This window comes from Janthinobacterium sp. GW821-FHT03C10 (assembly GCF_059420865.1).
The window spans coordinates 263,659-289,117 of record NZ_JBWKUN010000004.1 but is presented as its reverse complement, the minus strand read 5'-3'; the positions used below and the strand labels follow the sequence as shown (position 1 = coordinate 289,117).

The following is a 25,459-nucleotide window of genomic DNA, read 5'->3' as shown; positions in this document are numbered from 1 at the left end:
TGATTGTGGAACAGATCGGCAACTTTGGCGCTTCAGGCTGCAACATCGGCGATTTACAGCTATTTCGCGATGGGGCGGATAGCCAGACGGCCGCCATGCTGGCACCCTGCCCCGTCATGCGCCTCGAAGCGGGCGAAGCCATTGCCGACACACAGGGCGCCAGCCTGTACATCGTCCTGCGCGGTTCGCTGGCTGTGGCCGCCGACACCCACACGGGCATGGATGACGGCACCGTCAGCAAGGTCTTGCCCGGCGAAAGCGTGGGCGAACAATCGGTGCTCGATGAAGCGAGCAACCTGGCCGCCATTTCCGCTCTGGAAGAAACCGACTTGCTGGTGATCGACGCGGCCGTCGTCTGGGAATTGATCGAGCAATCGAACGGCCTGGCACGCAACCTGCTGCGCTTGCTGTCCTTCCGCATCCGCGCCGCCAACGCCCTGCTGCGCCGCCGGCAGAAACTGGGCGAATTCTACCGCCAGCTGTCGATGGTCGACAGCCTGACGGGCCTGTACAACCGTGCCTGGCTCACTGATTTATTGCCGAACATGATCGTCACGGCGCACGGCAGCGGCTCGCCGCTGTCGCTGGTGATGATAGACCTCGACCATTTCAAGCGCTTCAACGACACCCACGGCCACCAGGCGGGCGACCAGGCGCTGCGCATCGCCGCACAAGTGCTGGGCGCGGCCCTGCGCCCCACGGATTTTGCCGTGCGCTATGGTGGCGAGGAAATGATGGTGATCTTGCCCGATACCAGCGAACACGTGGCCTTGCGGGTGGCCGAGCGCCTGTGCGAGCGCATGCGGCAAGCCGTCATCTTCGCCGACATGCGCAGCGCGCTGCCGCACATCACGGGTTCCTTCGGCGTGGCCAGCCTGGCGGCGGAACAGGACGACGAAGCGCTGATCGCCACTGCGGATGCGGCGCTGTACCGGGCCAAAGCCGGGGGCCGCAACCGCGTAAGCACCTGATATTCTCAGGCGCTTCATATAAATTATCAGGCAGCCTTGCTGTCGGCCGGCTTGCTTGCATCCGGCTTGGCGGCATCATCCTTCTTGCTGCTGTGCGCGGCGATGAAATCCGCGTAGCCCTTCTGCACCAGTTCATACGTCTTGTCGATATTGCCGGCGATATCGCCGTTCAGCACTTTCAAGCCGCCCAGGATGTCGCGCGCTTCCTTGAAACCTTTTTCCATGCCCCCGCTGATGGTGTCCATGAACTTGGTCAGGGCCGTATCGTCGTCCAGGCCGGGGTTCTGCTTCTTGAACGCCTCAAAAAAACCCGTCGACAGCGAGACGATGCGGCTCGCCGTCGCTTCGGCGCTGTTGTCCTGCGACGCGGCGTTCTGGATCGCGTCTTCGCCGTACTGGCCCTTCAGCGCTTCATTGATATTCGTGATGGCCGTCTTGTACAGCAGCGCCAGCGGTTCGTTCTCGGAACCGATGGAGACGTTCAGCGACGCCTGCATGATGGAGGCGTTCAATTGCAGCTTGCTGCGGTCGTTCACGCTCATTTCAGCGTTGACGCCGTGCTGGACTTTATCGTCCTTGCCGGCAACACCCGTACTGACGGAAGTCACGGAAGCAGTGGAATTGCCGCTTGCGGCGATGGGAATTGACACGATAGACCTCCTTGAACGGACAATGTATGCCACCATGCGGGAAACGCGATGATGACCATCCTCTCGTGTAGTATCGGCAGGTTTTCAGAAAACTGAAGCGGCCCGGACAATTAAGATAACAATTAAGCAAGCAACGACCATCAATGACTACCCAGACCTTTCTTTGGCACGACTACGAAACCTTTGGCGCCCAGCCGCGCCGCGACCGCCCGGCCCAGTTCGCCGCCATCCGCACGGATGCGGACCTCAACGAGATCGGCGAACCGATCATGCTGTATTGCCAGCCGGCCAATGATTTCCTGCCCGACCCGCAATCGTGCCTGATCACGGGCATCACGCCGCAGCAATGTCTGCAGCTGGGCGTGCCCGAACACCAGTTCGCCGCTACCGTCGAAGCGGCCTTTTCGGAACCGGGCACCATCGGCGTGGGCTACAACACCATCCGTTTCGACGATGAAGTCACGCGTTTCCTGTTCTGGCGCAACCTGATCGACCCGTATGCGCGCGAATGGAAGAACCATTGCGGCCGCTGGGATATCCTCGACGTGGTGCGCATGACGCACGCGCTGCGCCCGGAAGGCATTCAATGGCCGAAGCGCGACGATGGCCAGACCAGCTTTAGACTGGAACACTTGAGCAAGGCCAATGGCCTCGTGCACGAAGCGGCGCATGATGCGCTGTCCGACGTGCGCGCCACGATCGCCCTGGCGCGATTGATCCGCGAAAAGCAGCCGAAACTGTTCGAATTCTGCCTGGCCCTGCACAAGAAGGACAGGGTCGCCAGCGAAATGGGCATGCACCTGGCCGCTGGCGAGCGCCAGCCCTTCCTGCACGTGTCCGGCATGTTCCCGGCCGAACGCGGTTGCCTGGGCGTCGTCTGGCCGCTGGCCACGCACCCGAGCAATAAAAATGAAATCCTCGTCTGGGATTGCGCCTACGACCCGCGCGAACTGTTCGAACTGGACGCCGACACCATCCGCACGCGTTTATTCACGCGCAAGGAATCCATGCCGGAAGGCATGACGCGCCTGCCCGTGAAAAGCGTTCATTTGAACAAGTCGCCCATGCTGGTGGGCAACCTGAAGACCCTGTCGCCGGCCATGGCCGCGCAATGGGGCATCGACGTGGATGCGGCGAAGGTCAACGCCCAGCTGGCCGCCACGGCGCCGAACATGGATGCCATCTGGGCCGAAGTGTTCCAGCGTCCGGGCGCGAACACCGCGCTGGACGTGGATGAGGATTTGTACAACGGTTTCGTCAGCAACGACGACCGCCGCCTGCTCGAATCCTTGCGCCGCGACACGCCGGCCAAACTGGCCACGGCCCGCCCCTCGTTTGCCGACGAACGCCTGCAGGAATTGCTGTTCCGCTACCGCGCCCGCAATTTCCCGCAAACCTTGAGCGAAGCGGAAAGCCTGCGCTGGGAACAGCACCGCGCCGCCCGATTGTTCGACGGCGACGGCGGCGCCCGCACCATCGAAATGCTGTTTACGGAAATCGACGTGCTGTCGGAATCGGTCGATGAGCGTGGGGAAGAGATTCTTGGCGAACTCTACGATTATGCGGAGATGGTGGCGCCCATGCGCGACTGAAGGACCAGGCTGGGTAGGTCGGATTAGCGGGGCAAGGCCCCGCGTAATCCGACAACATTGTTGACGTTACTGGTGTTGTCGGATTACGCGGCGTCGCCGCTAATCCGACCTATGCTGCACGGTGTTGATTGATCGCATCGCGCGTCTCGATCGCCACGCGGCGCGCCGCGTCGGCGAAGTCTTCGCCCGCTTGCGGCGTGGCGTAGATGATGGCGCGCGAGGAGCTGATCATCATGCCCATGCCGTTCGCCGTCTGGCCCGCGCCGACGGTGGCGGCAATATCTCCGCCCTGGGCGCCGATGCCGGGCACCAGCAGCGGCATGTCGCCCACGATGGCGCGCACTTGCGCCAGTTCTTCAGGGAAGGTGGCGCCGACGACGAGCGCGCACTGGCCATTCTTGTTCCATTTCTCGGCCACCAGACGCGCCACGCGCTGGTACAGCGGTTCGCCGTCCGTGTCGAGGAATTGCAGGTCCGAGCCGCCCGGGTTCGAGGTGCGGCACAGGATGATCACGCCGCGGTCTTTCCACGCCAGGTAGGGATCGAGCGAATCCTCGCCCATGTAGGGGTTCACGGTGACGGCGTCGGCGCCGTAGCGCTCGAACGCTTCACGCGCGTATTGCGTGGCCGTGGCGCCGATGTCGCCCCGTTTCGCGTCGAGGATCAGGGGGATGTGCGGGTAGTTTTCGCGCACGTAGCGGCAGATGTCTTCCAGCTGCTTTTCCGCGCCCAGCGCGGCAAAATAGGCGATCTGCGGCTTGAAGGCGCAGGCCAGGTCGGCCGTGGCGTCGATGATGCGCGTGCAAAAGGTGGTGATTCCATCAGGCAAGTCGCGCAGGTCCGCCGGCAGTTTCGCCAGGTCCGGGTCCAGGCCCACGCACAGCAGGGAATTATTGGCCGTCCATGCGGCGGATAATTTATTGATGAAATTCACGGCACACCTTCTCTATATTCAGTTGCAAACCCCGTATTGTAACGCGGCGCAAGCTTGCCACGGCGTCTCAAGGCAGCCGGAGGCGGCGGCCGGCGCTTATTAAACCGACATGGCGGGCCGTTTCAGGTATATTTGCCTCACCTCCCTTACTCAGCACGGAACCCATCATGCAAATCACCAATCAATTCACCAAATGGCTGCGCCTGGCGCTGAGCGTCACCGTCCTGGCCGGCATCCTGACGGGCTGCGGCTACAACGACTTCCAGAGCAAGGACGAAGCCACCAAGGCCGCCTGGGGCGAAGTGGTCAACCAGTACCAACGCCGCGCCGACCTGATCCCCAACCTGGTCAATACCGTCAAGGGCTATGCCACGCACGAGCGCGAAACCCTGGAAGCGGTGACCAAGGCGCGCGCCGCCGCCACCAGTTTCCAGATCACGCCCGAAGTGCTGAACGACCCGGCCGCCTTCGAAAAATTCCAGCAAGTGCAGGGGCAGCTGTCGTCGGCCCTGTCGCGCCTGATGGTGGTGTCCGAGAAATATCCTGACCTGAAAGCCGACACCAGCTTCCGCGACCTGCAGTCGCAGCTGGAAGGCACGGAAAACCGCATCACCGTGGCGCGCCAGCGTTACATTGCCGCCGTGCAGGATTACAACGTGCATGCGCGCAGCTTCCCGAACAACCTGACGGCCATGGTCTTCGGCTACAAGGTCAAGCCGTCGTTCACGGTGGAAAACGAAAAAGCCATTTCGACCGCGCCGACCGTCAACTTCGGCAAATAAGATGAAAGCCTGGTCTTATCTGGCGACGCTGGCGACGGCGCTGCTGCTGTGGACAGCCTTGCCCGCCGGCGCGCAGGGCTTGCAGCCCGTGCCGCCGCTGGCGGCGCGCGTGACGGACAACGCCGGCATGCTCGATGACAAGCAGAACGCGGCGCTGGAAGGCGTGCTGGCCGACTACCAAGCCAAGACGGGCAGCCAGATCGCCGTGCTGCTGGTCAAGAGCACGGAACCGGAAGCCATCGAGCAATACAGCATCCGCGTGACGGATGCCTGGAAGCTGGGCCGCAAGGGCGTCGATGACGGCGTGCTGCTGATGGTGGCGAAGGACAACCCATCGTCCTTGCGCCGCCTGCGCATCGAGGCAGGCCGTGGCGTGCAGGGCGTGCTGACGGATGCGCAATCGAAACGCATCCTGCAAGACGTGATCGCGCCGCATTTCAAGCAGAACGACTATTACGGCGGCCTGGTGGCTGGCATCGGCGCCATCGCTACCCTGCTGAACCAGGAGCAATTCCCCGCTCCCGCCCAGCAAAAGGCGCCGGCGACCGTGGAAGCGGGCGGCCTGACCTTCTGGCTGCCGCTGCTGTTCTTCGGCTTTCTTGTGCTCCTGACCGTGTTCCGCTCGCGCGGCGGCCCGAACCGGCTGCAGCGCGGCAGCAACTGGTCCAGCGGCGCCACCGGCGTCGTGCTGGGCAGCATTTTGAGCCAGGCGCTGAACAACCGCGGTGGCGGTGGCGGCTTCGGCGGCGGCGGTGGTTTTGGCGGTGGCGGTGGTTTTGGCGGTGGCGGTGGTTTCGGTGGCGGCGGCGGCGGTTTTGACGGCGGCGGCGCCTCGGGAGATTGGTAATGACGAAACAACTGACATTCGGACAACGCTGCGGACGGGCTCTGAAACATTTGCGGGGCACGCCGGCGACGGCGCGCCAGGCCTTTCCCGAGCGCACCCTGAAAGCCATCGAAACGGCGATTGCCGATGGTGAAGCGATGCACCGGGCGGAAGTGCGCCTGATCGTCGAGGCGGCATTGACGCCGGGCATGGCTTACCAGGGCGTGAGCAACCGCGAGCGGGCGCGCGAACTGTTCGCCCAGTATGGCGTGTGGGATACGGAAGACAACGTTGGCGTGCTGATCTATATCAACCTGGCCGAACACCAGGTCGATATCGTGGCCGACCGCAACGTGGGCCGGCGCGTGACGCCGGAACAGTGGCAAGCCGTATGCCGCACCATGACGGGCGGCTTCAAGGAGGGCAACTACCACGACAGCACGCTCGATGCCTTGCAGCAGTTGAATGCCTTGCTGCAAAGCCACTTCCCTGCCGATGGGACGCGCGGCAACCAGCTGCCGAACGAACCCATCCTCCTCTGAATCCCGGACAGGGATTAAAATCCGCCATGGCGCCGCAGCATGGCGGCGCCCCCAACCGCCGAGGAGAATACATGAAACTGGTCAATAAAACCGCCATCGTCACGGGCGCCACGCAGGGCATCGGCCTGGCCTGCGCCACCCGCCTGATCGCCGAAGGGGCGCAGGTGATGCTGGTCGACATCAAGGAAGAAGGCGCGCAGGCGGCGGCCGCCCTCGGCCCGCAGGCGCGTTTCTTTTGCGCCGACGTCAGCCAGAAGGCGGACGTCGACGCCATGCTGAAGGAAACGCTGGCGCAGTTCGGCCACATCGATATCCTCGTCAACAATGCGGGCGTCACGCACGCGGCCGATTTCCTCGACGTGTGCGAGGACGATTTCGACCGGGTCATGCGCATCAATCTGAAATCGATGTTCCTGTGCGGCCAGGCCGTGGCGCGCGAGATGGTCAAGCGCAACAGCGGCTGCATCATCAATATGTCCAGCGTCAATGCGGAACTGGCCATTCCGAACCAGGTGCCGTATGTGGTGTCGAAAGGCGCCATCAACCAGCTGACCAAGGTCATGGCCCTGAACCTGGCGCCGCACGGCGTGCGCGTGAACGGCATCGGGCCGGGCACCATCCTGACGGAACTGGCCAAGCAGGCGGTACTGTCGAGCCCGCAAGCGCGCCACACGATTCTGTCGCGCACGCCGCTGGGGCGCTGCGGCGAGCCGGAAGAAGTGGCAGGCATCGCCGCCTTCCTGGCCAGCGACGACGCCACCTACATGACGGGCCAGACCATCTACGTCGATGGCGGACGCATGGCGCTCAACTACACGGTGGCCGTGAAAGAGTGATGCAATCGAGTTATATCAAAAAAGAATAATGCATATCTAAAAAGATCATTAGACACATATCGTGCGACGCAGCATAATGCACCTGTCTCCACTATTCTCCTCCAAGAAAATAGTTTTAAGCCCGCTTTCACCAGCGGGCTTTTTTTTTGCCATCGCTGCTGCAACATGGCCATTCTTGCCATTTCCCGCAATCTTCCCGCTCATTCTGCCTGCCGCAAAAAAATGTTGCGGCGTGTCATCAGCCCGTCATTTTCGCCCCCTATACTTGCTTCATCTGCTGTACAGGCAACCGATATGCCTGACTACAGACAGGTGTGCCGCGATGGCACACCACTCCCCTTTTATGCCGTGGCGGGCGCCGGCAAGGCGCGCGACATGGCGAGTACCGAGCAACTCTCAACTCTTGACCCATTTCATTTGGGTTTTTGGCCCGCGCCCCCGCGGGCCTTTTTTTTGCCTGCCCGGCAAGCTCTTGCGCAAAAACACGGTGCCCCGCCACGCCCATGATATTGTGACTGCCTTTCCACCCATCCTGACGCATCATGCCTGTACCCTTGCCCGAACTTTGTTTTGCCGACCGCTACGAGCGCCTGCGCTACCGCACGGCCCTGGTGTTGTATGTGCTGGTGATCCTGATCGGCGACATCCCCGGCGTGCGCGCCGACGTGGGCCAATATGCGTCGGGCGGCGTGCTGCATTCCTTCGGCTATGGCGTGCTGGCCCTGATCCTGTTCAGCGGCACGGGCGGCGGCATGGCCCGCCGGGCGCTGCTGTCGGTGCTGATGGTGGCGGCCATGGGCGCGCTGGACGAATTCATCCAGAGCTTCCTGCCTTATCGCCATGGCGCCGTCAGCGACTGGGTGGTCGATATCACGGCCGCCACGGCCGTGGCGCTGCCGCTGTACTTCCTCTGGCCCGGCATGGCCGCCGCCGCGCTGAAGAAGTCGCGCGGCTGATCAGGGCGCCGCGCCGTCGCCGGTGCTCAGCGCCAGGGGCAACTGGCCCTGGCCGGTCGCGGCCCGGCCGGCAATGCGGCGCAAGGCCGCGTGCATCTCGCGCCGGCTGTGCGCTCCCGCCGCGCGCGCCGCATCGCGCTGCATCTCCATCAACTGCTCCGACCGCGACAGCCGGGTCAAGGCATGCAGGGCCTGCGTCAACGCATAGCGGGCGCGCATATCGTTCGCCGTGCCCGGCGCACCGTACACCGCAATCACCAACTCATTGATCAGCTTGACGCTAGTGGAATCGGAAGCCATTTATTCTCCTGAGATAAGCAGCGGGAAGGACAGCGGGACAGCGCTGACGCTGTGCACGTTCGTACAAGAATGTCTTTTATACCAAGCTCGACAATTGAAGCGCTTGATGTATCTCAATGTGAAATAACAAGGATCGAACATCTTTCCTCCCCTGCTCTCTTACTAGCAGTAGTTACGGCCATGCCTGGCATGCGCCATTGACGCTGACCTCCGCCACACCCTGAAAACCGGGTTACCACTTTGTCAGACCAAGAGGAGAACAAGATGAGAGCAAAAAAAACCATGGCGCTGGCCGGCCTGCTGTGTACGCTGGCCGCCTGCAGTTCGAATCCGAACAACACCGGCATGAGCAGCACGAATGGCCGCAGCGGTGAAAGCTACAGCAATACGGCCGGGACGGGCAGCACTACGGCCGGGACCAGCACCAGCAGCACCATGAGCAGTACAGGGGTCAATACCGCCGGCACATCCACGGCCAACAACGCCATGAACATGGACGGCAGCCAGACGGGTGTCAGCATTGCCTCTGCCACGGTGCAATCGATCGAGCCAGTGCCGCGCGGTATGGAGCAGCGCAGCGGCGACATGCAATCCGGCAGTTCCGGCACAGCGGGCAGCACCTCGGGCAACACGCAGTACCGGGTCACCCTGCGCCTGGACGACGGCAGCACACAGACCCTCATGCAAAACTCCCAGCCCAGCTACCAGATCGGCGACCACGTCAAGGTGGTCAACGGCTTGCTGCAGCGCTACTAGGCATAGCGCATCTCGATGCGGCGTTAGCGTCCGGGCACAGGCAAGACAGGTATTTCATCTGCCTTGCCTGTTGCCTGTTGCCTGTTGCCTGTTGCCTGTTGCCTGTTGCCTGTTGCCTGTTGCCGTTTGCCTGTTGCCGTTTGCCTGTTGTCTTTTCCCTATTTGCGCCTTTTCCCTGCTTACCTTTCCACGGCGCGCCGGGAGCACCGTTCCAGGCCCCCGGCGCAAGCGCCTATTCCACCATGCTCACCTTGCGCTGGCTGGCCGCCAGCCCGGCGATCTGTTCCGCCGCTTTTTTCCCGGCCAGGAAGGCATGGTCAGAATTGTAGTATTCCCATTCGCTGTAGCGTCCCGCCAGCACGATATCCTGCGTGGCCAGCCAAGCCTTCACCAGCGCCACGTTGGCGGCCCGCGCGTGGTCGTACACGACGTAGGCGTAGGGCATGTCCACCTGGCTGGCAGCGAGCAGCCGGTCATCGTCGCGCAGCAAGCCCACGGCGATGCAATCGGCCACGCAGCGGTCGATCAGGGCTTGCCCATCCAGCGGCAACGGCTTCCAGGGCGAATAACTGATCTCGCACGTCAGGCCAAAGCCGCCCGGCGCATTGCAGTGGGGGCTGGCGTTACCTTGCAGGAAGATACGGTGAAATATCGTCTCTTCCGGGTAGTAAATCCAGTGTTTCTCGCTGATGTGTTCACGTGCCACGCCCAGGTTGACGCAGCGCACGGAAATATGCCGCAAGGCGCGCGCCGCCGCCCGTACCTGCTGCGGCGCCTGCTCACCGCTCAGGCGCACCAGCTCCGGCAAGGGCATGGTGCTCAGCAGGTGCTGGTAACGGAAGCGGCGGCCATCGGCCAGCACGATCAGGTGCTGGCGCGGCAGGATCTGCACCACCTCGGCGTTAAGTTCCAGCTGGCCTTGCAGATGCGGCAGGAAGCCCGACATCAATGCCTGGAAACCACCGCGCAAGGGATAGCCGAAACGGGCATTCGGGCCCATCGGCCTGGCCACCGGTTCGAGTGCGCCCTCGATGATGTCTTCCAGGTTCGGCAAGGGTACCCGCCCGCCCAGCCACGACGTTTCCATCTCGGCCAGCGGTACGGTCCACAATTTCCTGTTGTAGGGAATGGCGAAATGGCGGGCGATGCCGCTGCCCCATACCTGATGGATGAACTGTTCGAAATTGAGTCCCGCCTGGGGCGGCGCCGCCACGGCATCGTGCGCCTGTTCCAGTCCCGTGCCGCCGTCGGCGCAGCAGTCCTCCACGGCGCAGGCCCCCGCCGCCGCATGGCCCGGCACGGCCGGCGCCTTGCCGTAGCGCGCCTCGACGGCACCGACGATGCATTCCTTGATGACGGCCGGCGGCAAGCCGTACAGCGCCCCCTGGAAAGGATAGCGCGTGTAGACCTGCTTGCTGTACACCCAGGCTTCGCGGTTTTGCCAGTGCAGGTTGGTGCCCAGCAAGGTGCGGTACATGTCGAGCACATAGTCGTCGTTGGAAAACATGATGTGGCCCGCATGGTCGAAAGTGAACCCCCGGTCGACGATGGAGCGGCACCAGCCGCCCACCGCGGCATTTTTGTCCAGCAACAAGGTGTCGGCGCCCAGGTGATAGGCGGCGCTCAAGCCCGTCGGGCCGGCGCCGATGATGGCGCAGGCCACGGCTTGCGGCGCACCGGGGGGATGCAGGAGGTTGACGGCGGCGCCCGGTGCGGCGGCCTGTGCCGTGCTGGCGGCGGGCAACGCCTGGCGGGCTCCCTGTCCCGGCGGCGTCGTGTCGAGCAAGTGGCGCATCTGCTCGGCCGTGGCATCCCACGAGGTAGCCGCGACGATGGCGCGCATGCCGGCGGCCATGGCCGCGCGCTGCTCCGGCGTCGCGGCCATGGCCGCCTCGCAGGCGCCGACAAAGGCCTCGGGTGTGTCGGCGATGGCCACGATGCCGCCATACGGCACGGCCACGTCGGTGATCGAAGTGCTGACGATGGGCAACTGCGCCGCCATGTATTCGAGCACCTTGGTAGGACTGATGAAGCGGGTCGCCTCGTTCCTGGCGAAGGGCAGCAGGCACACGTCCCAGCCGGCCAGGAAGTGCGGCAGCGCCTGGTACGGCTGCTGGCCCAGATAATGGATATTTTGCCGCTGCGGCAAGTTGGCCGGGTCGATCTTGAGGATGGGGCCGACGAGCACGATTTGCCAGTCGGGATGGGCATCGGCCAGCGCCGCCACCAGGGCAGGCTCGAAACGCTCGTCGATCACGCCGTAGTAGCCCAGCCTGGGCCGCCCGATCTCCGCTTGCGCGGGATGGCCGTTGTGGCGGTCCAGCGCCTGTTCGAAGTGCACGGTGTCGACGCTGCTGGCGAAGCAATGCACGTTCGCATGGCGCGTGCGTTTCGCCTCGAACAGGCTGGGGCCGCCCGCGAACACCAGTTCGGCGCGCGCCAGCAGGGCCGTTTCGCGCTGCAGTAATTGTCGGGGAGCATACTTGAATGCGGCCAGTTCATCCATGCAGTCATACACCACCAGGCCAGCGTGCAGGGCCGGCAGCAGCGGCAGCGCCATCGGCGTATAGAACCAGACGATGGGGTCGTCGGCGGGCGTGATCTGGGCCAGCAAGGGTTGCAGCACGGCCAGCTGGTCGTCGTGAAAACCGGGTGCCCGCACGGCCGTGCGGGGCTGGCACACGGTCACGTTCGGTGCCGGGGTGGACAGTTCCAGCGTGCCGGGCCCGTCGTGCCAGACGGGTTCCTCGATGAAGACCACGCGGTAGAACTGCGCCAGCCGCGACAGCAGCTGTTGCGGACGCTGATACACGAAATTCCAGCGCAGGTGTGAAAAGACGATAATGGTTCGCATGCCAGTTCCTTTCTGCCCCGCCGGGGCAAACGTTGAACAAAGGTGTGCGGTCAGGCGCTGGGCCTGCCGTAGCGCCGCCGCGTAAGGCGGAGACAGGATGCGCCGCAGCCGCTCCCCTCCCTCGCCTTCCAGGCCGACATCCCACAGGCCGCTGCGGTGCCAGTGGCTGGCATCGTCCCAGTCGGGACGGTCGATGACGGGATAGAGGCAGATGCCGCGCAGGTCCGCGCCGTGCTGAACGGCCAGCGCCGCCTCGGCGGCCACGTCGCGTATCCAGGCGCCGCGCCCGCTGCCCACGTGGCTCGTTTCCGCCAGCAGCAGCGGCCGCCCATAGCGCCGCCCCACTTCCAGCAGCAGCTGGTGCAGGGGCATGCGGCGCGGCTCGCCCAGATGCCACCAAAGGCGCAGGTTGCTGCCGCTTTCCCACTGGTTGCTGTGGTAGTAGTTCAGGCCGATCAAGTCCAGGTAGCGCGGCGCGCCGCCCAGTTCCGGGGACAGGCGCCCGCACAGCATGTCCCAGGCCTCGAACTGCGAGGCGCGCCAGGCGGCCGCCTGGGCGACCCAGTCCGGCCGTCCCGGCGGCGCGATCACGTGGATCAGGGGATCGCATTGCAGGAAGCGCGCATGCGGGCTGACGGCGCGGATGGCGTCGCAGCCGGCCACGGTGGCGCGCACCAGCTGCCGCTTGCCTTCGTGGCCCGCGTCCGGCCGCTGCATGTTCAGGCACTGGAACATGTGCACCGACAAACCCCAGCTGGTAAACGAGATTTCATTGATGGGCGAATATACGGGCGCGCTGCCCGCATAGGGCGCGAGAAACTGCGCCGCCGCCCGGCAATAGCGGGCAAAGCCCGGCACGAAGTCCGGCGAGAACAGGTCGACGTCGGGCGGCCAGCCGTAGTGGCAGAAGGTCCAGTTGACCTGCAGGCCCAGTTCCCGCGCCACGGCGGCGCGCTCCTCGATGCAGGAAAAATCGAAACGGCCGTCGCGTTCGACCAGGCGCCAGCCTATGCTTTCGCGCACGCTGCGGATGCCGAACTGGCGCAGCAGCAGGTAGTCTTCGCGCACCCGGTCCAGGTGGCCCGTGGCGCGGTTCATGTCCAGCGCCTGGCCGCCATGGGTGACGTGGTCGGCGCCCTCGTATCCCGCCTGCCAGTAAGTAGGGAACGGCGCTGCCGCGCCATCGGTATCGGCCATACCTGCTCCTCTTGATGTAGGGACCGGATGAAAACTGCCAGGCCCGGCTTGCGTTCAATTGAGCCGGATATTGCGGGTGGCCGCGCTGAGCAGTTCCAGCGCGGCCTTCGGCGTTCGGTTCGCCGTCAGCAGGCCATTGGTTTCCTGGAACGTGTCGGCGAACTGCGTGTAGCAAAAGCCGCTGAACATTTGCGCCGTGTTGACGACCGTCATCAGGCGCCGGTAAAGATCGAGGAAGGCCGCCTCGTTGCTCACGCGCGCATAGCCCCAGGTATCGGCATCGCCCTGTTCCCGGTCAAAGGCGATGCCGCCAAATTCCGTGAGGACGATGGGCTGGCCCCGGTGCGGAAAACCGTCGAGCGTGAGGATGCGCCCGCCCGGGCGGCGCTGGTCGAACAAGGTGGTGCGGGCCGAATCGCTGATCGCATAGCGCGCCTGCAGGCGTTCCGGATCGCAGTCGTAGTCGTGGATGCCGAGGATGTCGGTGGCCGACGCTTCCCAGCCGTCGTTGCCGATCACAGGCCGCGTGGGGTCGAGCGTGCGCGTCAGGTGGTACAGCGCCTCGACGGCATTGCGGTGGGCCTGGATGGCCGTCAGGTTGGGCACGCCCCACGATTCGTTGAACGGTACCCAGACGAGGATGCACGGGTGGCTGTAATCGCGTTCGATCACGTCCGTCCATTCGCGCACCATGCGCGTGATCGCCTTGCCGGAAAAGCGGTAGGTGGACGGCATTTCTTCCCACACCAGCAAGCCCAGGCGGTCTGCCCAGTACAGGTAGCGCGGGTCCTCAATCTTCTGGTGCTTGCGCACGCCGTTGAAACCCATGGCCTTGGCCAGTTCCACGTCGTGCCGCAAGGCCGCATCGGAAGGCGCCGCCAGCAGGGTGTCGGGCCAGTAGCCCTGGTCCAGCACCAGGCGCAGCGGATACGGCCGGCCATTGAGCATGAAGCGGTCGCGGTTGATCGCCACCGAGCGCAGCGCCGTGTACGACCTGACCGTGTCGAGCAGCTCGTCGCCATGCCGCAGCGTGACTTCGGCATCGAGCAGGATGGGCCGCTCCGGGCTCCACAGCAGTTCGTTGCGCGAATCGTCGATGCCGGGATCGGACAGGGCAATCTTGCGGCTCGCTTCGTTTTCGATCAGCTTGTACTGGTCGTCGGCCAGCAGGTTGTCGCCATGCCAGATGCGCACGCCCACGATGAGATCGTCGTGCAGCTCGCCCATGGCGAACACGTCGCAGCCGATTTCGTAGCCCTCGAACACGGGCGTCCAGCGCAGCTTGCCGATGTAGGTGCTGGCCACGCGCTCGATCCACACGCTTTGCCAGATGCCCGTGGTGCGCGGATACCAGATGGAATGGGGCAGCAGTTGCCAGTCCTGCTTGCCGCGCGGCTTGGCCAGGTCGTGCGGATCGTCCTCGACGCGCACCGTCAGCACCTGCGGCCCGTCGGCCAGCAGGGCATGGCTGATGTTGGCGACAAACGGCGTGTGGCCTCCCTCATGCTCAGCCACCACGTGGCCGTTCAGCCAGACCTTCGCATGGTAGTCGACGGCGCCGAAATGCAGCAGCACGCGGGGACCGCCCGGCTGCAGCAGGAAGTCGCGCTGGTACCAGCACACGCGGTGAAAACCGCGGTCGCCCACGCCGCTGGCCTGCGATTCCGGCGGAAACGGCACGATGATCTCGTGTGTCCAGCCGATGCCGCCGTCGGGCAGGCGGTAGCGCCGTTCATTGTCGAAGGTGAAACGCCAGGCGCCGTTCAGCGATTGCCAGTTCTCGCGCACCATCTGCGGGCGGGGATAGGCAAAGCCGCCCGCGCCAGGCAGGGCGATACCGGCCTGGCCGTCATCCGTATGGGGTGGGGAGAGATGGTCGTCGAGCATGCCAGTTGGATGCGTGCGGCATGGGGCAAGTTCCGCCGTATGGGGCTTGCCCTGTAACGCATGAGCAGGATCAAACCATGCTCAGTCGAGCGGAACCACCATGCGTGCGTGGTGTCCCAGGGCGTTAAAGCGCTGCACCACCGTACGCCCCGCGCTGGCCGCGCCCTGCTTGCGGCACAGGGCCACGCAGGCGCCGCCAAAACCGGCGCCCGTCAGGCGCGCGCCGTACACGGCGGACTGCGCCGACAGCAGCGCCACCAGCGCATCGAGCACCGGCAGCGATACCTCGTAATCGTCGCGCAGGCTGGCGTGCGACTGCGCCATCAGCTGGCCGAAGAGCACGGGACCATGCTGGCCGCAAGCCTGCAGCACGCGCAGGTTTTCGCTGACCACGTGGCGCGCGCGGCGGCGGTACGGCTCGGGCAAGCCTTCCACCACGGACGGCTCGCGCACGTCGCGCAGCGCCGCCACGCCCAGCAGGCGCGCCGCCTGTTCGCACTCGGCGCGGCGCACGTTGTAGGCGCTGCCGGCCAGGGTGCGCGGCACGCCGCTGTCGACCACCAGCACCTCGCTGTCGTGGGGCAGCGCCAGCAGCGCATGGCGCAGGGTGCGCGCGTCGAGCAGCAGCATGTGATGCTCGTCGGCCAGGCTGCACGCCATCTGGTCCATCACGCCGCAATTGACCTGCGCGTAGCGGATTTCCGCCTGCTGCCCCATCAGCGCCAGCGACACGTCGTCGATCTGCAGCCCCAGCAACTGGCGCAGCGCGCGCAGCATGGCGATCTCCAGCGCGGCGCTGCTCGACAGGCCGGCGCCCGGCGGCACGTCCGAATCGATGTGGCCGCGCACGGCCGGCACCGCGACGCCGCGCTCCTCGAACAGGCGTATGCAGCCTTCCAGGTAGCGGCCGAAGCCGGGCGGCGCGGCGCTCTGGCGCTCGAAACGCACGAGTTCGTCAAGAGTGGCCGAATAGAACTGGTGGTGCCCGTCGGCGGCCGGCGCCAGCATCACCCGCGTGCGCTGCGGCGTGGCGCACGGCAGCATGTAGCCGTCGTTGTAGTCCGTATGCTCGCCCAGCAGGTTGACCCTTCCGGGCGCCGAGGCCGCCACCACGGGGACGGCGCCGAAATATGCGTCGGGAGTGATCATTGCACTTCCAGGGTCAGCGGACGCCGCCGTCCCTGCACCGTTGCCGCCGGCCAGTCCGGATCGCAGGTCAGGTTGTGCAGGCGTCCGCCGCTGAGCAGGAAAGTGTCTTCCACCATGCTGCCGGGCAGGCTGGGATGGAAGGCCACGGCCATGCCGTCCTTCAGGGCGATTTCCGTATGCGCGCCGGCGGCCACCTCGGGCGCGCGGTAGCCGGCGATGCCGCCCTGCCGGAATTCCTGCACCGTATCGGGCTGGCCCGCATACGCATAGGCGCTGTCGAGCGCGTGATACACCATGCTCAGCGCATGCCCCGCCACGCAGGCATCGAGCGCCACCGCTTCCAGCGCCAGGATGGCCGCGTCGGCTTCGCCGATGCCGTCGCGCGCGGGGCGGAAACGGCGCTGGCGGCTCAAGCTGGCGCACAGGCCGAAGCCTTGCGCGCACAGCGCCAGCACGGCCCGTTCGCCCAGCGGCGACGCGGCGGGCGGCGCGCGCCGGTAGCGCTCGAAGCGCTCGGCGCCCGCCGCCAGCACGTACACGGCATGCAGGCCGCGCGACCACAGGGCGCGGGCGCAGGCGCCGGCCAGTTCCTGCTCGCTCCAATCGGGCCGCGCGGCGCGCAGCGCCTCGCTGGCGGCAGCGGAGGCCAGCCGGCCCACTTCGCGGTAGCGCGCCTGTTCCGGCGCCAGCAGGGGCAGGCGCTCCTCGCGCAAGGCGACGGGCAGGCAGCGCTCGTGCAGACCGGGCCGGTCGCACAGCACGGGCCGCCCTCCCGCCGCATGCTGCACGAAATGCTCGCGCAATTCAGCCAGCCGGGGCTGCATCCACGGCGTCACTTGCCAGGTCCAGCTGCCGCGCACCTCTTCCTGGCGCAGCCGCTGCGCCTCGGCCGCATCGGTGAGGATGTAGGCCGCATCGCGCGTGACGAGCACCTCGGCACAGCCGCACTCGGCCGTCTGGCAGCTGCTGCCCGACGCGCCCGCCGTGGCCCAGGCGAACCAGTCCACGCCGCGCAGGCGCAACGCGCCGGCCCTTTCCTGTTCCAGCCAGCCACGCATCTGCGCCAGTTTGTGCGCAATTTCCAGTTCGACATTCCAGTTCATGCGATTTCCTCTGCCATTTCCCATGCCACGCGCACTTGCTGCAGCTGCCGCGCCGATTCCTCGGGCAGGGCATCCATGGCGTACATGCCGGCGGCCAGCTCGGTGCCGGCCAGATATTTGAGCCGTTCGCGCGTGCGGTACGGCGGATAAAACTGTGCGTGCAGCTGCGTGTCCGGGTGCGCGCGGCCGTCTGGCGGCGCCTGGTACCAGGCCATCAGGTAAGGCATGGCGCGCCGCCACAAGCCGTCGTATTTCAGCAGCACGGTCTTGAGGGCGCGCGCCAGGTCGTCGCGCTGCCGCGCCGACAAGGCCGTAAAGCTGTCCGTCTGCCGCAGCGGCATCACCCACGCCTCGTACGGATAGCGGGCGCAGGCGGGCACGAAGGCGATCGCTTCCGGCCCCAGGTACAGCAGGCGCGCGCCGTCATCGGCTTCGCGCCGCGCCATGTCGACCAGCAGGGCCTGGCCATGGCTGGCGAAATATGCGTGTTCCTGCTCCAGCATGCGCGCCGGCACGGGCGGAACAAAGGGGTAGGCGTAGATCTGGCCATGCGGATGGTGCAGGGTCACGCCCACTTCCGCGCCGCGGTTCTCGAACGGCAGCACGTACGCGATGCCGGGCCGGCTGGCCAGCTGTGCCGTGCGCTCCCCCCACACCTGCAGCAGCAAGGCCATGTGGCCAAGCGCCAGCGTGCCCAGCGAGGCGCCGGCATCCTGCGCGAACACCACCACTTCGCAATGGCCGCGGGCGGGCGCCGTGGCGACCGTCAAGTCGGGCGGATCATGCGCGTGCGGCGCCAGGGTGGGAAAGCGGTTGTCGAAGACGGCGATGTCGTAATCGCCGGCAGGCAATTCCGTCGGCTGCGCGGGATCGCGCGTGGGCGCCAGCGGGTTGTACCGGTCCGGCGGCAGGAAGGGGCGGCCCTGGCGGTAAGCCGCGTAGGCCACCCATTCGCCGCGCAAGGGATGCCAGCGCAAGTGCGGATTGGCTTCCTGCGCCGCGGGGAAGGGACTCGGTGCAACGCCGGCGACGACGATGGGACGCCGGCTGTACAGGGTCAGCTGGCGCCCGTCGGGCTTGGCGAGTTGCTTGCAATACATGATGTTTCGCAATCTTAAGACACGAATTCTTAAGACTGGCACTGCCGAAAAAAGTTCCGGCGAAGACGTTTATTTCGCCAGTTCGATCAGCACGGCCGTGTACATCTGCAAATTCAGCAGCAACTGTTTTTCCGTGATGAACTCATGCTCGGAATGGCCCGTGTACACCGTATGCGGCATGGCGGGGCCGAAGCTGACGGCATTCGGGAACAGGCGCGAATTGGTGCCGCCGCCGATGGACACCGGTTGCGGATGCGCCATGCCAGTGTAGTGCTCGAAGACGGACAGCAAGGTGGGAATCTGCGGCGCCGCCGTCTGCAGCCACGGCTCGCCGATCTGCACCTGCAACGCGGCCGGCACCTGGCGCCGCGCCTTCCAGCCATCGAAGGCGGCCGTCACCTGCTGCTGCAGCACGGCCGCCGTCTTGCCTTGCGGACGGCGCAAGTTGATATTCAGTTCCAGTTCTCCGCCTTGTTGCTTGAGCACGGTAGGCGCCACCGTCATCGGGCCCATGAAACCGTCGCGGTAGGCGATCTGGCCGAAGCGCTCGCCGTAAATGCCGGTACCCACCAGTTCATTCAGGAACGACAGCATGTCGGCCGCCTGCGTGCCCTGCCACGGCTGCACGGCCAGCGCGTCGGCCAGCATGCTGATGGCGTTGACGCCGTCTTCCGGCTTCGACGAGTGGGCCGACACGCCCAGCGCCGTCACCGTCAAGGCGCCGCCCTCGCGCGCGTAGCTGTAGCGCATGCCCTTCTGCTGCTGCGCGCGGGCGCGGATGGCCGCTTCCAGCGCGGCCGGCGCGCGTTCGATGACGGCTTGCGCGTCTTCCGGAATCTGGCTGCCGAAAAAGCCGCCCGTCAGGCTCTTCAGCACGGGGCCGCCGTCGGCCGGCATGGCCGTGCGCGGCGGCAAGGTCAGCTTGATGGAGCCATAGCCTTTCTCGGCCGTCACCACCGGGTATTCCGCATCGATGGTGATGTTCAGCTGCGGCGGCGTGTGGGTCTTGAGGAACTGTTTCAGCGGTTCCCAGTCCGACTCCTCGGCCATGTACACGTACAGCTCGATGCGCTTGCTCAGCGGCACCTGTTTGTCCTGGATGGCTTTCATCGCGTACAGGGCCGTGGCGATGGGGCCCTTGTCGTCTTCCGTGCCCCGTCCCAGCAGTTTGCCCGGTTCGCTGGTACGGTCCAGCTCGAATGGCGAGCGGGCCCATTTGGCGGGATTGACGGGCTGCACGTCGCCGTGCGTGATCACGCCCACCCGCTCGCTGCCCTTGCCCATGCCGATGACCAGCACGTGGCCGTGATCGTGGAAATCGAAACCGAGGCGCTGCGCCTCGGCCGCCAGGTAGCGTTTAAAACCCGTGTGCTGGGGATTGTCCGCAAACGGCACGGCCGGGTCGGCCACCGTGTTGAAACTGATCATCTTCGCCAGGCTGGCGATCAGCGGTTCGGGATAGGTGGCCAGCGCGTAGCGGGCCGTCTCCTGCGCCTGCGGGCTGACGGGAGCGGCGTGAACGGAAGGCTGCAGCAGCAGGCCAAGCAGGGACAACAGCAGGGGTTTCTTGAACATGGCGGGACGCGTAAAGTGGGGAGGCCCACTCTAGCACCGCCCGCGCCGATTTCCAATCGACACGAGTTTTTTACCGATCAGTACGCAAATTCCCGATTCGCATTATCATGTGTCCAGCCTGTCTTCCCCACCACGCCGTCATGGGTGACCCTGCCAGCGTCAGGGGATAGACAAATCGTCCATTGTGATTTTCCACCACGTCCCGATATCGCTACCATGATTCCATTTTCCATACTCGACCTCGCGCCCATCGCCGAAGGCAGCAACGCCAGCCAGTCGTTCAAGAACACGCTGGACCTGGCGCAGCACGGCGAACGCTGGGGCTACAAGCGCTACTGGCTGGCCGAACACCACGGCATGCCCGGCATCGCCAGCGCCGCCACGGCCGTCGTCATCGCCCATGTGGCGGCCGGCACCAAGACCATCCGCGTGGGCGCGGGCGGCGTGATGCTGCCGAACCACTCGCCGCTGGTCATCGCGGAACAGTTCGGCACGCTGGAAGCGCTGCATCCGGGCCGCATCGACCTGGGCCTGGGCCGCGCGCCCGGCTCCGACCAGACGACGGCGCGCGCCCTGCGCCGCGACCTGCAGTCCGACGCGGAACAGTTTCCGCAGGACGTGCTGGAATTGATCGACTATATGTCCGACGAACCGCGCCAGCGCGTGCTGGCCGTGCCCGGCAAGGGGGCGAAAGTGCCCGTGTGGATACTGGGGTCCAGCCTGTTCGGCGCCCAGCTGGCAGCCCACCTGGGCTTGCCGTATGCCTTCGCCTCGCACTTCGCGCCGCAGATGATGATGCAAGCCGTGGCCTATTACCGCGAACACTTCAAGCCGTCAAAACAATTGGCGCAACCGTACGTGATGCTGGGCTTTAATGTGTTCGCCGCCGACACGGATGCCGAGGCGCACTTGCGCGCCACGTCGATGCAGCAGGCGTTCGTCAACCTGCGCACGGGCCGCCCGTCGCGTCTGCAACCGCCCGTGCCCGGCTACCTGGAACAGCTGGGCCCGCAGGAACGCGCCATGCTCGATTCCGTCCTGTCCTGCACGGCCATCGGCGCGCCGGACACGGTGAAGGCGAAGATGGCCGCCTTCATCGCCGAAACGGGTGCCGACGAATTGATGATCACCTCGCAGATCTTCGAGCACCAGCACCGCCTGCGCTCGTATGAAATCACGGCGCAGGTGCATGCGGAGCTGGCGCGCGCGCAGTAACTTCACTGTCTCCCCCGGTATTTCCCCAAATACCCTTTTCCCGGCCGTCGGCAACGATCGCCGGGATTTTTTTGCTCACGCCCAGCCGCAAAATCGGCCGCGCCCGGCAAGAAATGCGCAGCCCCGCTATCATGCTCATCCAAAAGCATCATTCCAAGAAAGTTGTATCGCATGAAATCTGCACCCTCGTCCGTCGATGCCAGCGCCCTGCTGAGCTCCACCCGCATCCTGTTGTTCGCCCTGTCCGCCGGCGTGCTCGTCGCCAGCCTGTACTATGTGCAGCCGCTCACATCCATGCTGGCCGCCTCGTTTGGCGTCAGCGTGCCGCAAGCGGGCTACCTGGTCACGGCGACGCAGATCGGCTACGTGCTGGGCATCGTGTTTCTGGTGCCCCTCAGTGACGTGCTGAACCGCCGCCAGTTGCTGACGTGGATGCTGATCGCCAAGATCGGTGCCCTGCTGCTGGCCGCCACCAGCCAGAACATCATCGTCTTTGCCATCGCCAGCGTCCTGATGGGGATCACGTCCAGCGCCTTGATGGTGGTCACGGCCATGGTGGCCTCGTATGCGCCCGATCACAGCCGGGGCCGCATGGTGGGCACCGTCATGACGGGCTTATTGCTGGGCATCTTGCTCGCGCGTACCGTCTCCGGCACCGTGTCGCAGATCAGCGGCGGCTGGCGCACCGTCTACGTGCTGGCCGCCATCGTCGTGGCCGCCCTGCTCGTCATGCTGCGCCGCATCCTGCCCAACGAGGCGCCACGTGGCACGCTGCAATACGGCAAGCTGATGGCCTCGCTGGCTGACATCATCCGCCAGGAACCCTTGCTGCGCCAGCGCGCCCTGTTCTCCGGCCTGGGCCTGGGCACCTTCAGCGTGTTCTGGACGGGCCTGACCTTCCTGCTCAGCGGCGCGCCGTATCATTACTCGGAAATGCAGATCGGCCTGTTCGGCCTGGCGGGCGCCACGGGCGCCTTTGCCGCCAACACGGCGGGCCGCATGGCCGACCGCGGCTATGCGCGCCAGGCCACCTGGCTGCTGGCGGTCGCCTCGATCGCGGGCTGGGCCCTGATCGGCTTCGGCGCCCATTCGCTGGTGCTGCTGTTGATCGGCATCGTCCTGCTGGACATGGGCGTGATGGGCCTGCAAGTAACGCACCAGTCCATCATCTATAAACTGGCGCCGCACGCACGGGCCAGGGTCACCACCGTGTTCATCGCGGGCGGCTTCATCGGCGCGTCGGCCGGCTCGGCCCTGGCCAGCGCCAGCTTTGCCGCCGGCGGCTGGCCCGCCCTGTGCATGGTGGGCGGCGCCATGCCGCTGTTGCTGCTGCTGGTGTGGAGCAAGTACCGGCACGCGCAGCGCAAGCTGGAACGGACGGCTTGATCCGGCGCTGCGGGGCTGCGGCGCCAACAATGTTGTCGGGTTACGCGCTGGCGCGCTAACCCGACCTACGCACTTGCTCCAAGCGAACGGGCGTAGGTCGGATTAGCGGGGCCGCCGAGGTGCGGCGAGGCCGCGCGTAATCCGACAACGTTGCTTGCACGGACCACGTCTTATTTCGCGGCCTGCCCGCGCGCCTTGCCAAACGCATCGCCCGCCTTCCAGGCCGGCATCTTCGCCGCATTCGCCACGGCTTGCCCCAGATTCAGGGTAAATTGCGCCTGCTGCGTCATGCCGGACAGATCCCAGCTGGCGTCGTACTCATCGGTGACCTGATGGTAGCGGGGGCCATACGCGGCGGCCTTGGCTTTCGACGCTGCCACGTCCTTGATGTACTCGCGTCCGCCATTGATGGAAAACGCGGGCACGCCCGCCTTGGCAAAGCTGAAATGGTCGCTGCGGAAATAACCGCCGGCCAGGTCGGGACGCGCTGCCGCAATGTGCATGCCCATGGCTTTGGCGGTTGCCGCCGCCATCGCCCCCAGCTCCGTGCGCTCGCTGCCCTGCGCGCCGATGTCGTGCGTGGCGCCCACGAAGTTCAGGCTGTCGAGGTTCAACGCGGCGGCCGTCTTGTCCAGCGGCCACAGCGGATCGGCCGCGTAGGCGGCGCTGCCCAATAGCCCCTGTTCCTCGGCCGCCACCCACAGGAATATCTGCGTGCGCTTCGCAGGCTTTTTCACGGCTTCCTGCGCCATGGCCAGCAAGCCGGCCGTGCCCGACGCGTTGTCGACGGCGCCGTTGTAGATCGTGTCTCCAGAGTCACCTTGCTTGCCCAGGTGGTCCCAGTGGCCGCTGTAGATGACGGCTTCATCTTTCAATGTCGGGTCGGTGCCCGGCACCATGCCGGCGATATTGAATTGCTCCACCTTGCGCACGATGGACTTCATCTCGCCCGACAGCTTGGCGTTCAAGGCGACGGCCTGGAAATCCTTGCTTTCCGCCTTGGCGCGCAAGGCGTCCAGATCCTGTCCGCCGGCCGTAAACAGCCGGCGCGCCGCGTCTTCCGCGATCCAGCCCTGCAGTGGCGTGCCGGCAGTGCGGTCGGCCAATTGAAAACGTTCGCTGCCGCTCCAGCTGTTCTGCACGACGCTCCAGTCGTACGAGGCCGACGGTTTCGTGTGGATCAGCAATACGCCCGCCGCGCCCTGACGTTTGGCTTCCTCGAATTTGTAGGTCCAGCGGCCGTAATAGGTCAGCGCCTTGCCGGCGAAGCGGTTCGGATCAAGCGCGGTCGGCTGCGGGTCGTTGACCATCATGACGACGATCTTGTTTTTGACATCGGCGCCCTTGAAATCGTTCCAGCCCTCTTCCGGCGCCGTGATGCCGTAGCCGACGAACACGAGCGGCGCATCGAACGTGTGCGCGGCAACGGAGTCGCCCGTGGCCCAGACCCAGTCGGGGCCAAAGGCCAGCGGCACGGCCTTGCCGCCCGCCACCGCCTGCAGGCTGCTCTCGGCAGGCAGCGACTTCACGCCGGCGATCTGCACGCTCTGGCGGTAACTGTTGCCGCGCACAGGTTGCAATCCGGCCATCTGCGCCTGGGTTTCCAGGTACGCCACCGTCAGGTCGGCGCCGCGCTGGCCCGTGCCCCGGCCTTCCAATAAGTCGTTGGACAGGAAGGCCAGGTGGGCGCGCAAGGGCGCTTCCTGCACCACGGGCAAACCGGTGGCGGCCTGGGCGGAAAACGCCAGCGCGGTCAAGGCGAGGGAAGAAAACAGCTTCTGCATAAGATCCTTTGGATAAGAGGAGACATTCAGTCCGGCGGATGGCCGAGCCGGCGATTGTATGCCATGGGGCAGGCGCGGCAAAATGCGGACGAAAAAAATCCCCGCGGCGAGGGCGGGGATGTCATGGCCGAGTAAATTACACGAGCAAGGCGGCCGCCAGCGATTCGATCTCTTCGGCCGATTCCTCGAGTATCGTATGCAGGGTGCTGCCGCCGATGCCGAAGTCGATCTTCGCCGCCGCCTGGCGCCGCGCGGCGCTTTCCGGCGGGTGCAAAGGCGAGCCGACGGGCGACAGATCGTTGGCCAGCACCAGGGTCGCGCCCAGGGTGCGGGGCGGGAACGTGCTGCCGCCGTGCCACATGCCTTCCACGGCCTGCAAGACCATGTCCGGCACTTGCAGCTGGCGCAGCACGCCGCGGCCGATCAGTTTTTCGCCGTATTCGATCCAATCTTCCGTGTTGTCGTCGAGCAAACCCGGATACTCCTCGGCGCGCGACAGCAGATAAAAGCCGCCCACTTCGTGCACGATGGCGGCGAACATGGCCGTTTCCACGTCCACATGCGTGACTTTCCTGGCAATCACCTGGCTCAGCGCGGCCACGTGGGCCGTGTGTTCCCACAGCTTGGCCGCCTTGGCGCGCAATTGCGGGTCCGTGATCTGGCTGCCCAGCTGGCGCACGATGACGGACGCCACCATCGATTTCAAGGTGGCAAAGCCCAGGCGCGAAACGGCCGCGCGCACATTGGCGATTTCATTGCCGGAACGGTTGTAGGCGGCCGAGTTGGCCAATGCCACGACCCGCGCCGACAGCAGCGGCTCGGCCATGACCATGCGGGCGGCCGCTTCGATATGGCAATCGGGGTCGTCCAGCGCTTCCTGCAGCTTCAAGGTGGCCTTGACGTTGGCGGGGAACGTCAGCTCGCCCTTGCTCGCTTGCAGCGCGATAATCTTGAATACTTCCAGTCTGTCCATGGGTCGATCTCCGGTACGGGCCTATTAGGCTCTGCTGTGTGGGTGGGCCGGGAACGCGCATGTATCCCCGGCCTGGCTCCCGTTTCCGGCA

General features: G+C 65.4%; 21 protein-coding genes. 10 read left to right on the top strand and 11 right to left on the bottom strand.

What is annotated here, in order from left to right; all coding sequences use genetic code 11:
- Positions 1-5 precede the first annotated feature (5 nt).
- On the top strand, positions 6-971 hold the full coding sequence (locus tag AC07VH_RS15505; RefSeq protein WP_475417383.1) for a GGDEF domain-containing protein: 966 nt from the start codon (positions 6-8) through the stop codon (positions 969-971).
- Positions 972-997: 26 nt separating this feature from the next.
- Here the strand turns inward: AC07VH_RS15505 and AC07VH_RS15500 are convergent, their stop codons facing one another.
- Positions 998-1,621 (bottom strand): DUF5610 domain-containing protein, encoded by a 624-nt coding sequence (locus AC07VH_RS15500; RefSeq protein WP_494788362.1) that lies wholly within the window; start codon positions 1,619-1,621, stop codon positions 998-1,000.
- Between the two features lie 143 nt (positions 1,622-1,764).
- Here AC07VH_RS15500 and sbcB point away from each other — a divergent pair, with 143 nt between their 5' ends.
- Positions 1,765-3,213, top strand: coding sequence for an exodeoxyribonuclease I (sbcB, locus tag AC07VH_RS15495; protein WP_494788363.1), 1,449 nt, complete (start codon positions 1,765-1,767; stop codon positions 3,211-3,213).
- A gap of 109 nt (positions 3,214-3,322) precedes the next feature.
- Here sbcB and pyrF read toward each other — a convergent pair whose 3' ends face one another.
- Positions 3,323-4,147, bottom strand: a complete 825-nt coding sequence (gene pyrF, locus AC07VH_RS15490; RefSeq protein WP_494788364.1) for an orotidine-5'-phosphate decarboxylase — start codon at positions 4,145-4,147, stop codon at positions 3,323-3,325.
- A gap of 167 nt (positions 4,148-4,314) precedes the next feature.
- On the opposite strand from pyrF, the gene AC07VH_RS15485 reads away from it, so the two are divergent.
- The 5 genes from AC07VH_RS15485 to AC07VH_RS15465 all read left to right on the top strand — a co-directional run bounded on the left by AC07VH_RS15485 (position 4,315) and on the right by AC07VH_RS15465 (position 8,089).
- A complete protein-coding gene (locus tag AC07VH_RS15485) occupies positions 4,315-4,929 on the top strand; it encodes a LemA family protein (protein WP_070313665.1) in 615 nt (204 codons plus the stop codon).
- A gap of 1 nt (position 4,930) precedes the next feature.
- Entirely contained in the window at positions 4,931-5,776 is an 846-nt protein-coding gene (locus tag AC07VH_RS15480; RefSeq protein ID WP_494788365.1) for a TPM domain-containing protein, read from the top strand.
- Positions 5,776-6,297: a TPM domain-containing protein gene (locus tag AC07VH_RS15475; protein WP_475417389.1), complete on the top strand. Its 522-nt coding sequence runs from the start codon at positions 5,776-5,778 to the stop codon at positions 6,295-6,297. The genes AC07VH_RS15480 and AC07VH_RS15475 overlap by 1 nt, the downstream gene beginning before the upstream one ends.
- A gap of 71 nt (positions 6,298-6,368) precedes the next feature.
- Positions 6,369-7,133 carry an SDR family NAD(P)-dependent oxidoreductase gene (locus AC07VH_RS15470; RefSeq protein WP_035825332.1) on the top strand — a complete coding sequence of 255 codons (765 nt, stop codon included), beginning with the start codon at positions 6,369-6,371 and terminating at the stop codon, positions 7,131-7,133.
- A gap of 542 nt (positions 7,134-7,675) precedes the next feature.
- Positions 7,676-8,089, top strand: coding sequence for a VanZ family protein (locus AC07VH_RS15465; protein ID WP_475417390.1), 414 nt, complete (start codon positions 7,676-7,678; stop codon positions 8,087-8,089).
- On the opposite strand, the gene AC07VH_RS15460 is transcribed toward AC07VH_RS15465, so the two are convergent.
- A complete protein-coding gene (locus tag AC07VH_RS15460) occupies positions 8,090-8,389 on the bottom strand; it encodes a hypothetical protein (protein ID WP_475417391.1) in 300 nt (99 codons plus the stop codon).
- A gap of 264 nt (positions 8,390-8,653) precedes the next feature.
- Here AC07VH_RS15460 and AC07VH_RS15455 point away from each other — a divergent pair, with 264 nt between their 5' ends.
- Entirely contained in the window at positions 8,654-9,145 is a 492-nt protein-coding gene (locus AC07VH_RS15455; RefSeq protein ID WP_475417392.1) for a hypothetical protein, read from the top strand.
- Between the two features lie 232 nt (positions 9,146-9,377).
- On the opposite strand, the gene AC07VH_RS15450 is transcribed toward AC07VH_RS15455, so the two are convergent.
- From AC07VH_RS15450 to AC07VH_RS15425, 6 genes are all read right to left on the bottom strand, one after another.
- A complete protein-coding gene (locus AC07VH_RS15450; RefSeq protein WP_494788366.1) occupies positions 9,378-13,196 on the bottom strand; it encodes an NAD(P)-binding protein in 3,819 nt (1,272 codons plus the stop codon).
- A gap of 54 nt (positions 13,197-13,250) precedes the next feature.
- Positions 13,251-14,987: a glycoside hydrolase family 2 protein gene (locus tag AC07VH_RS15445; RefSeq protein WP_494788480.1), complete on the bottom strand. Its 1,737-nt coding sequence runs from the start codon at positions 14,985-14,987 to the stop codon at positions 13,251-13,253.
- A gap of 177 nt (positions 14,988-15,164) precedes the next feature.
- Positions 15,165-16,232 carry a galactokinase gene (gene galK / locus AC07VH_RS15440; RefSeq protein WP_494788367.1) on the bottom strand — a complete coding sequence of 356 codons (1,068 nt, stop codon included), beginning with the start codon at positions 16,230-16,232 and terminating at the stop codon, positions 15,165-15,167.
- Positions 16,229-17,335 (bottom strand): M24 family metallopeptidase, encoded by a 1,107-nt coding sequence (locus AC07VH_RS15435; protein WP_475417395.1) that lies wholly within the window; start codon positions 17,333-17,335, stop codon positions 16,229-16,231. Before AC07VH_RS15435 ends, galK begins: the two co-directional genes overlap by 4 nt.
- Entirely contained in the window at positions 17,332-18,435 is a 1,104-nt protein-coding gene (gene galT, locus AC07VH_RS15430; RefSeq protein WP_494788368.1) for a galactose-1-phosphate uridylyltransferase, read from the bottom strand. Before galT ends, AC07VH_RS15435 begins: the two co-directional genes overlap by 4 nt.
- 69 nt (positions 18,436-18,504) lie before the next feature.
- The gene (locus AC07VH_RS15425) at positions 18,505-20,010 is read right to left on the bottom strand and encodes a dipeptidase (protein ID WP_494788369.1); all 1,506 of its coding nucleotides are present in this window, start codon (positions 20,008-20,010) and stop codon (positions 18,505-18,507) included.
- Positions 20,011-20,226: 216 nt separating this feature from the next.
- Here AC07VH_RS15425 and AC07VH_RS15420 point away from each other — a divergent pair, with 216 nt between their 5' ends.
- Complete coding sequence (locus tag AC07VH_RS15420; RefSeq protein WP_494788370.1) at positions 20,227-21,225, top strand: LLM class flavin-dependent oxidoreductase; 999 nt, start codon at positions 20,227-20,229, stop codon at positions 21,223-21,225.
- Positions 21,226-21,396: 171 nt separating this feature from the next.
- Positions 21,397-22,611 (top strand): MFS transporter, encoded by a 1,215-nt coding sequence (locus AC07VH_RS15415; RefSeq protein WP_494788371.1) that lies wholly within the window; start codon positions 21,397-21,399, stop codon positions 22,609-22,611.
- A 170-nt stretch (positions 22,612-22,781) separates the two neighbouring features.
- On the opposite strand, the gene AC07VH_RS15410 is transcribed toward AC07VH_RS15415, so the two are convergent.
- Both AC07VH_RS15410 and AC07VH_RS15405 read right to left on the bottom strand, forming a co-directional pair.
- Positions 22,782-24,395 (bottom strand): M28 family peptidase, encoded by a 1,614-nt coding sequence (locus tag AC07VH_RS15410; protein WP_494788372.1) that lies wholly within the window; start codon positions 24,393-24,395, stop codon positions 22,782-22,784.
- Between the two features lie 136 nt (positions 24,396-24,531).
- On the bottom strand, positions 24,532-25,368 hold the full coding sequence (locus AC07VH_RS15405) for an HDOD domain-containing protein (RefSeq protein WP_326458580.1): 837 nt from the start codon (positions 25,366-25,368) through the stop codon (positions 24,532-24,534).
- Positions 25,369-25,459: the final 91 nt, after the last annotated feature.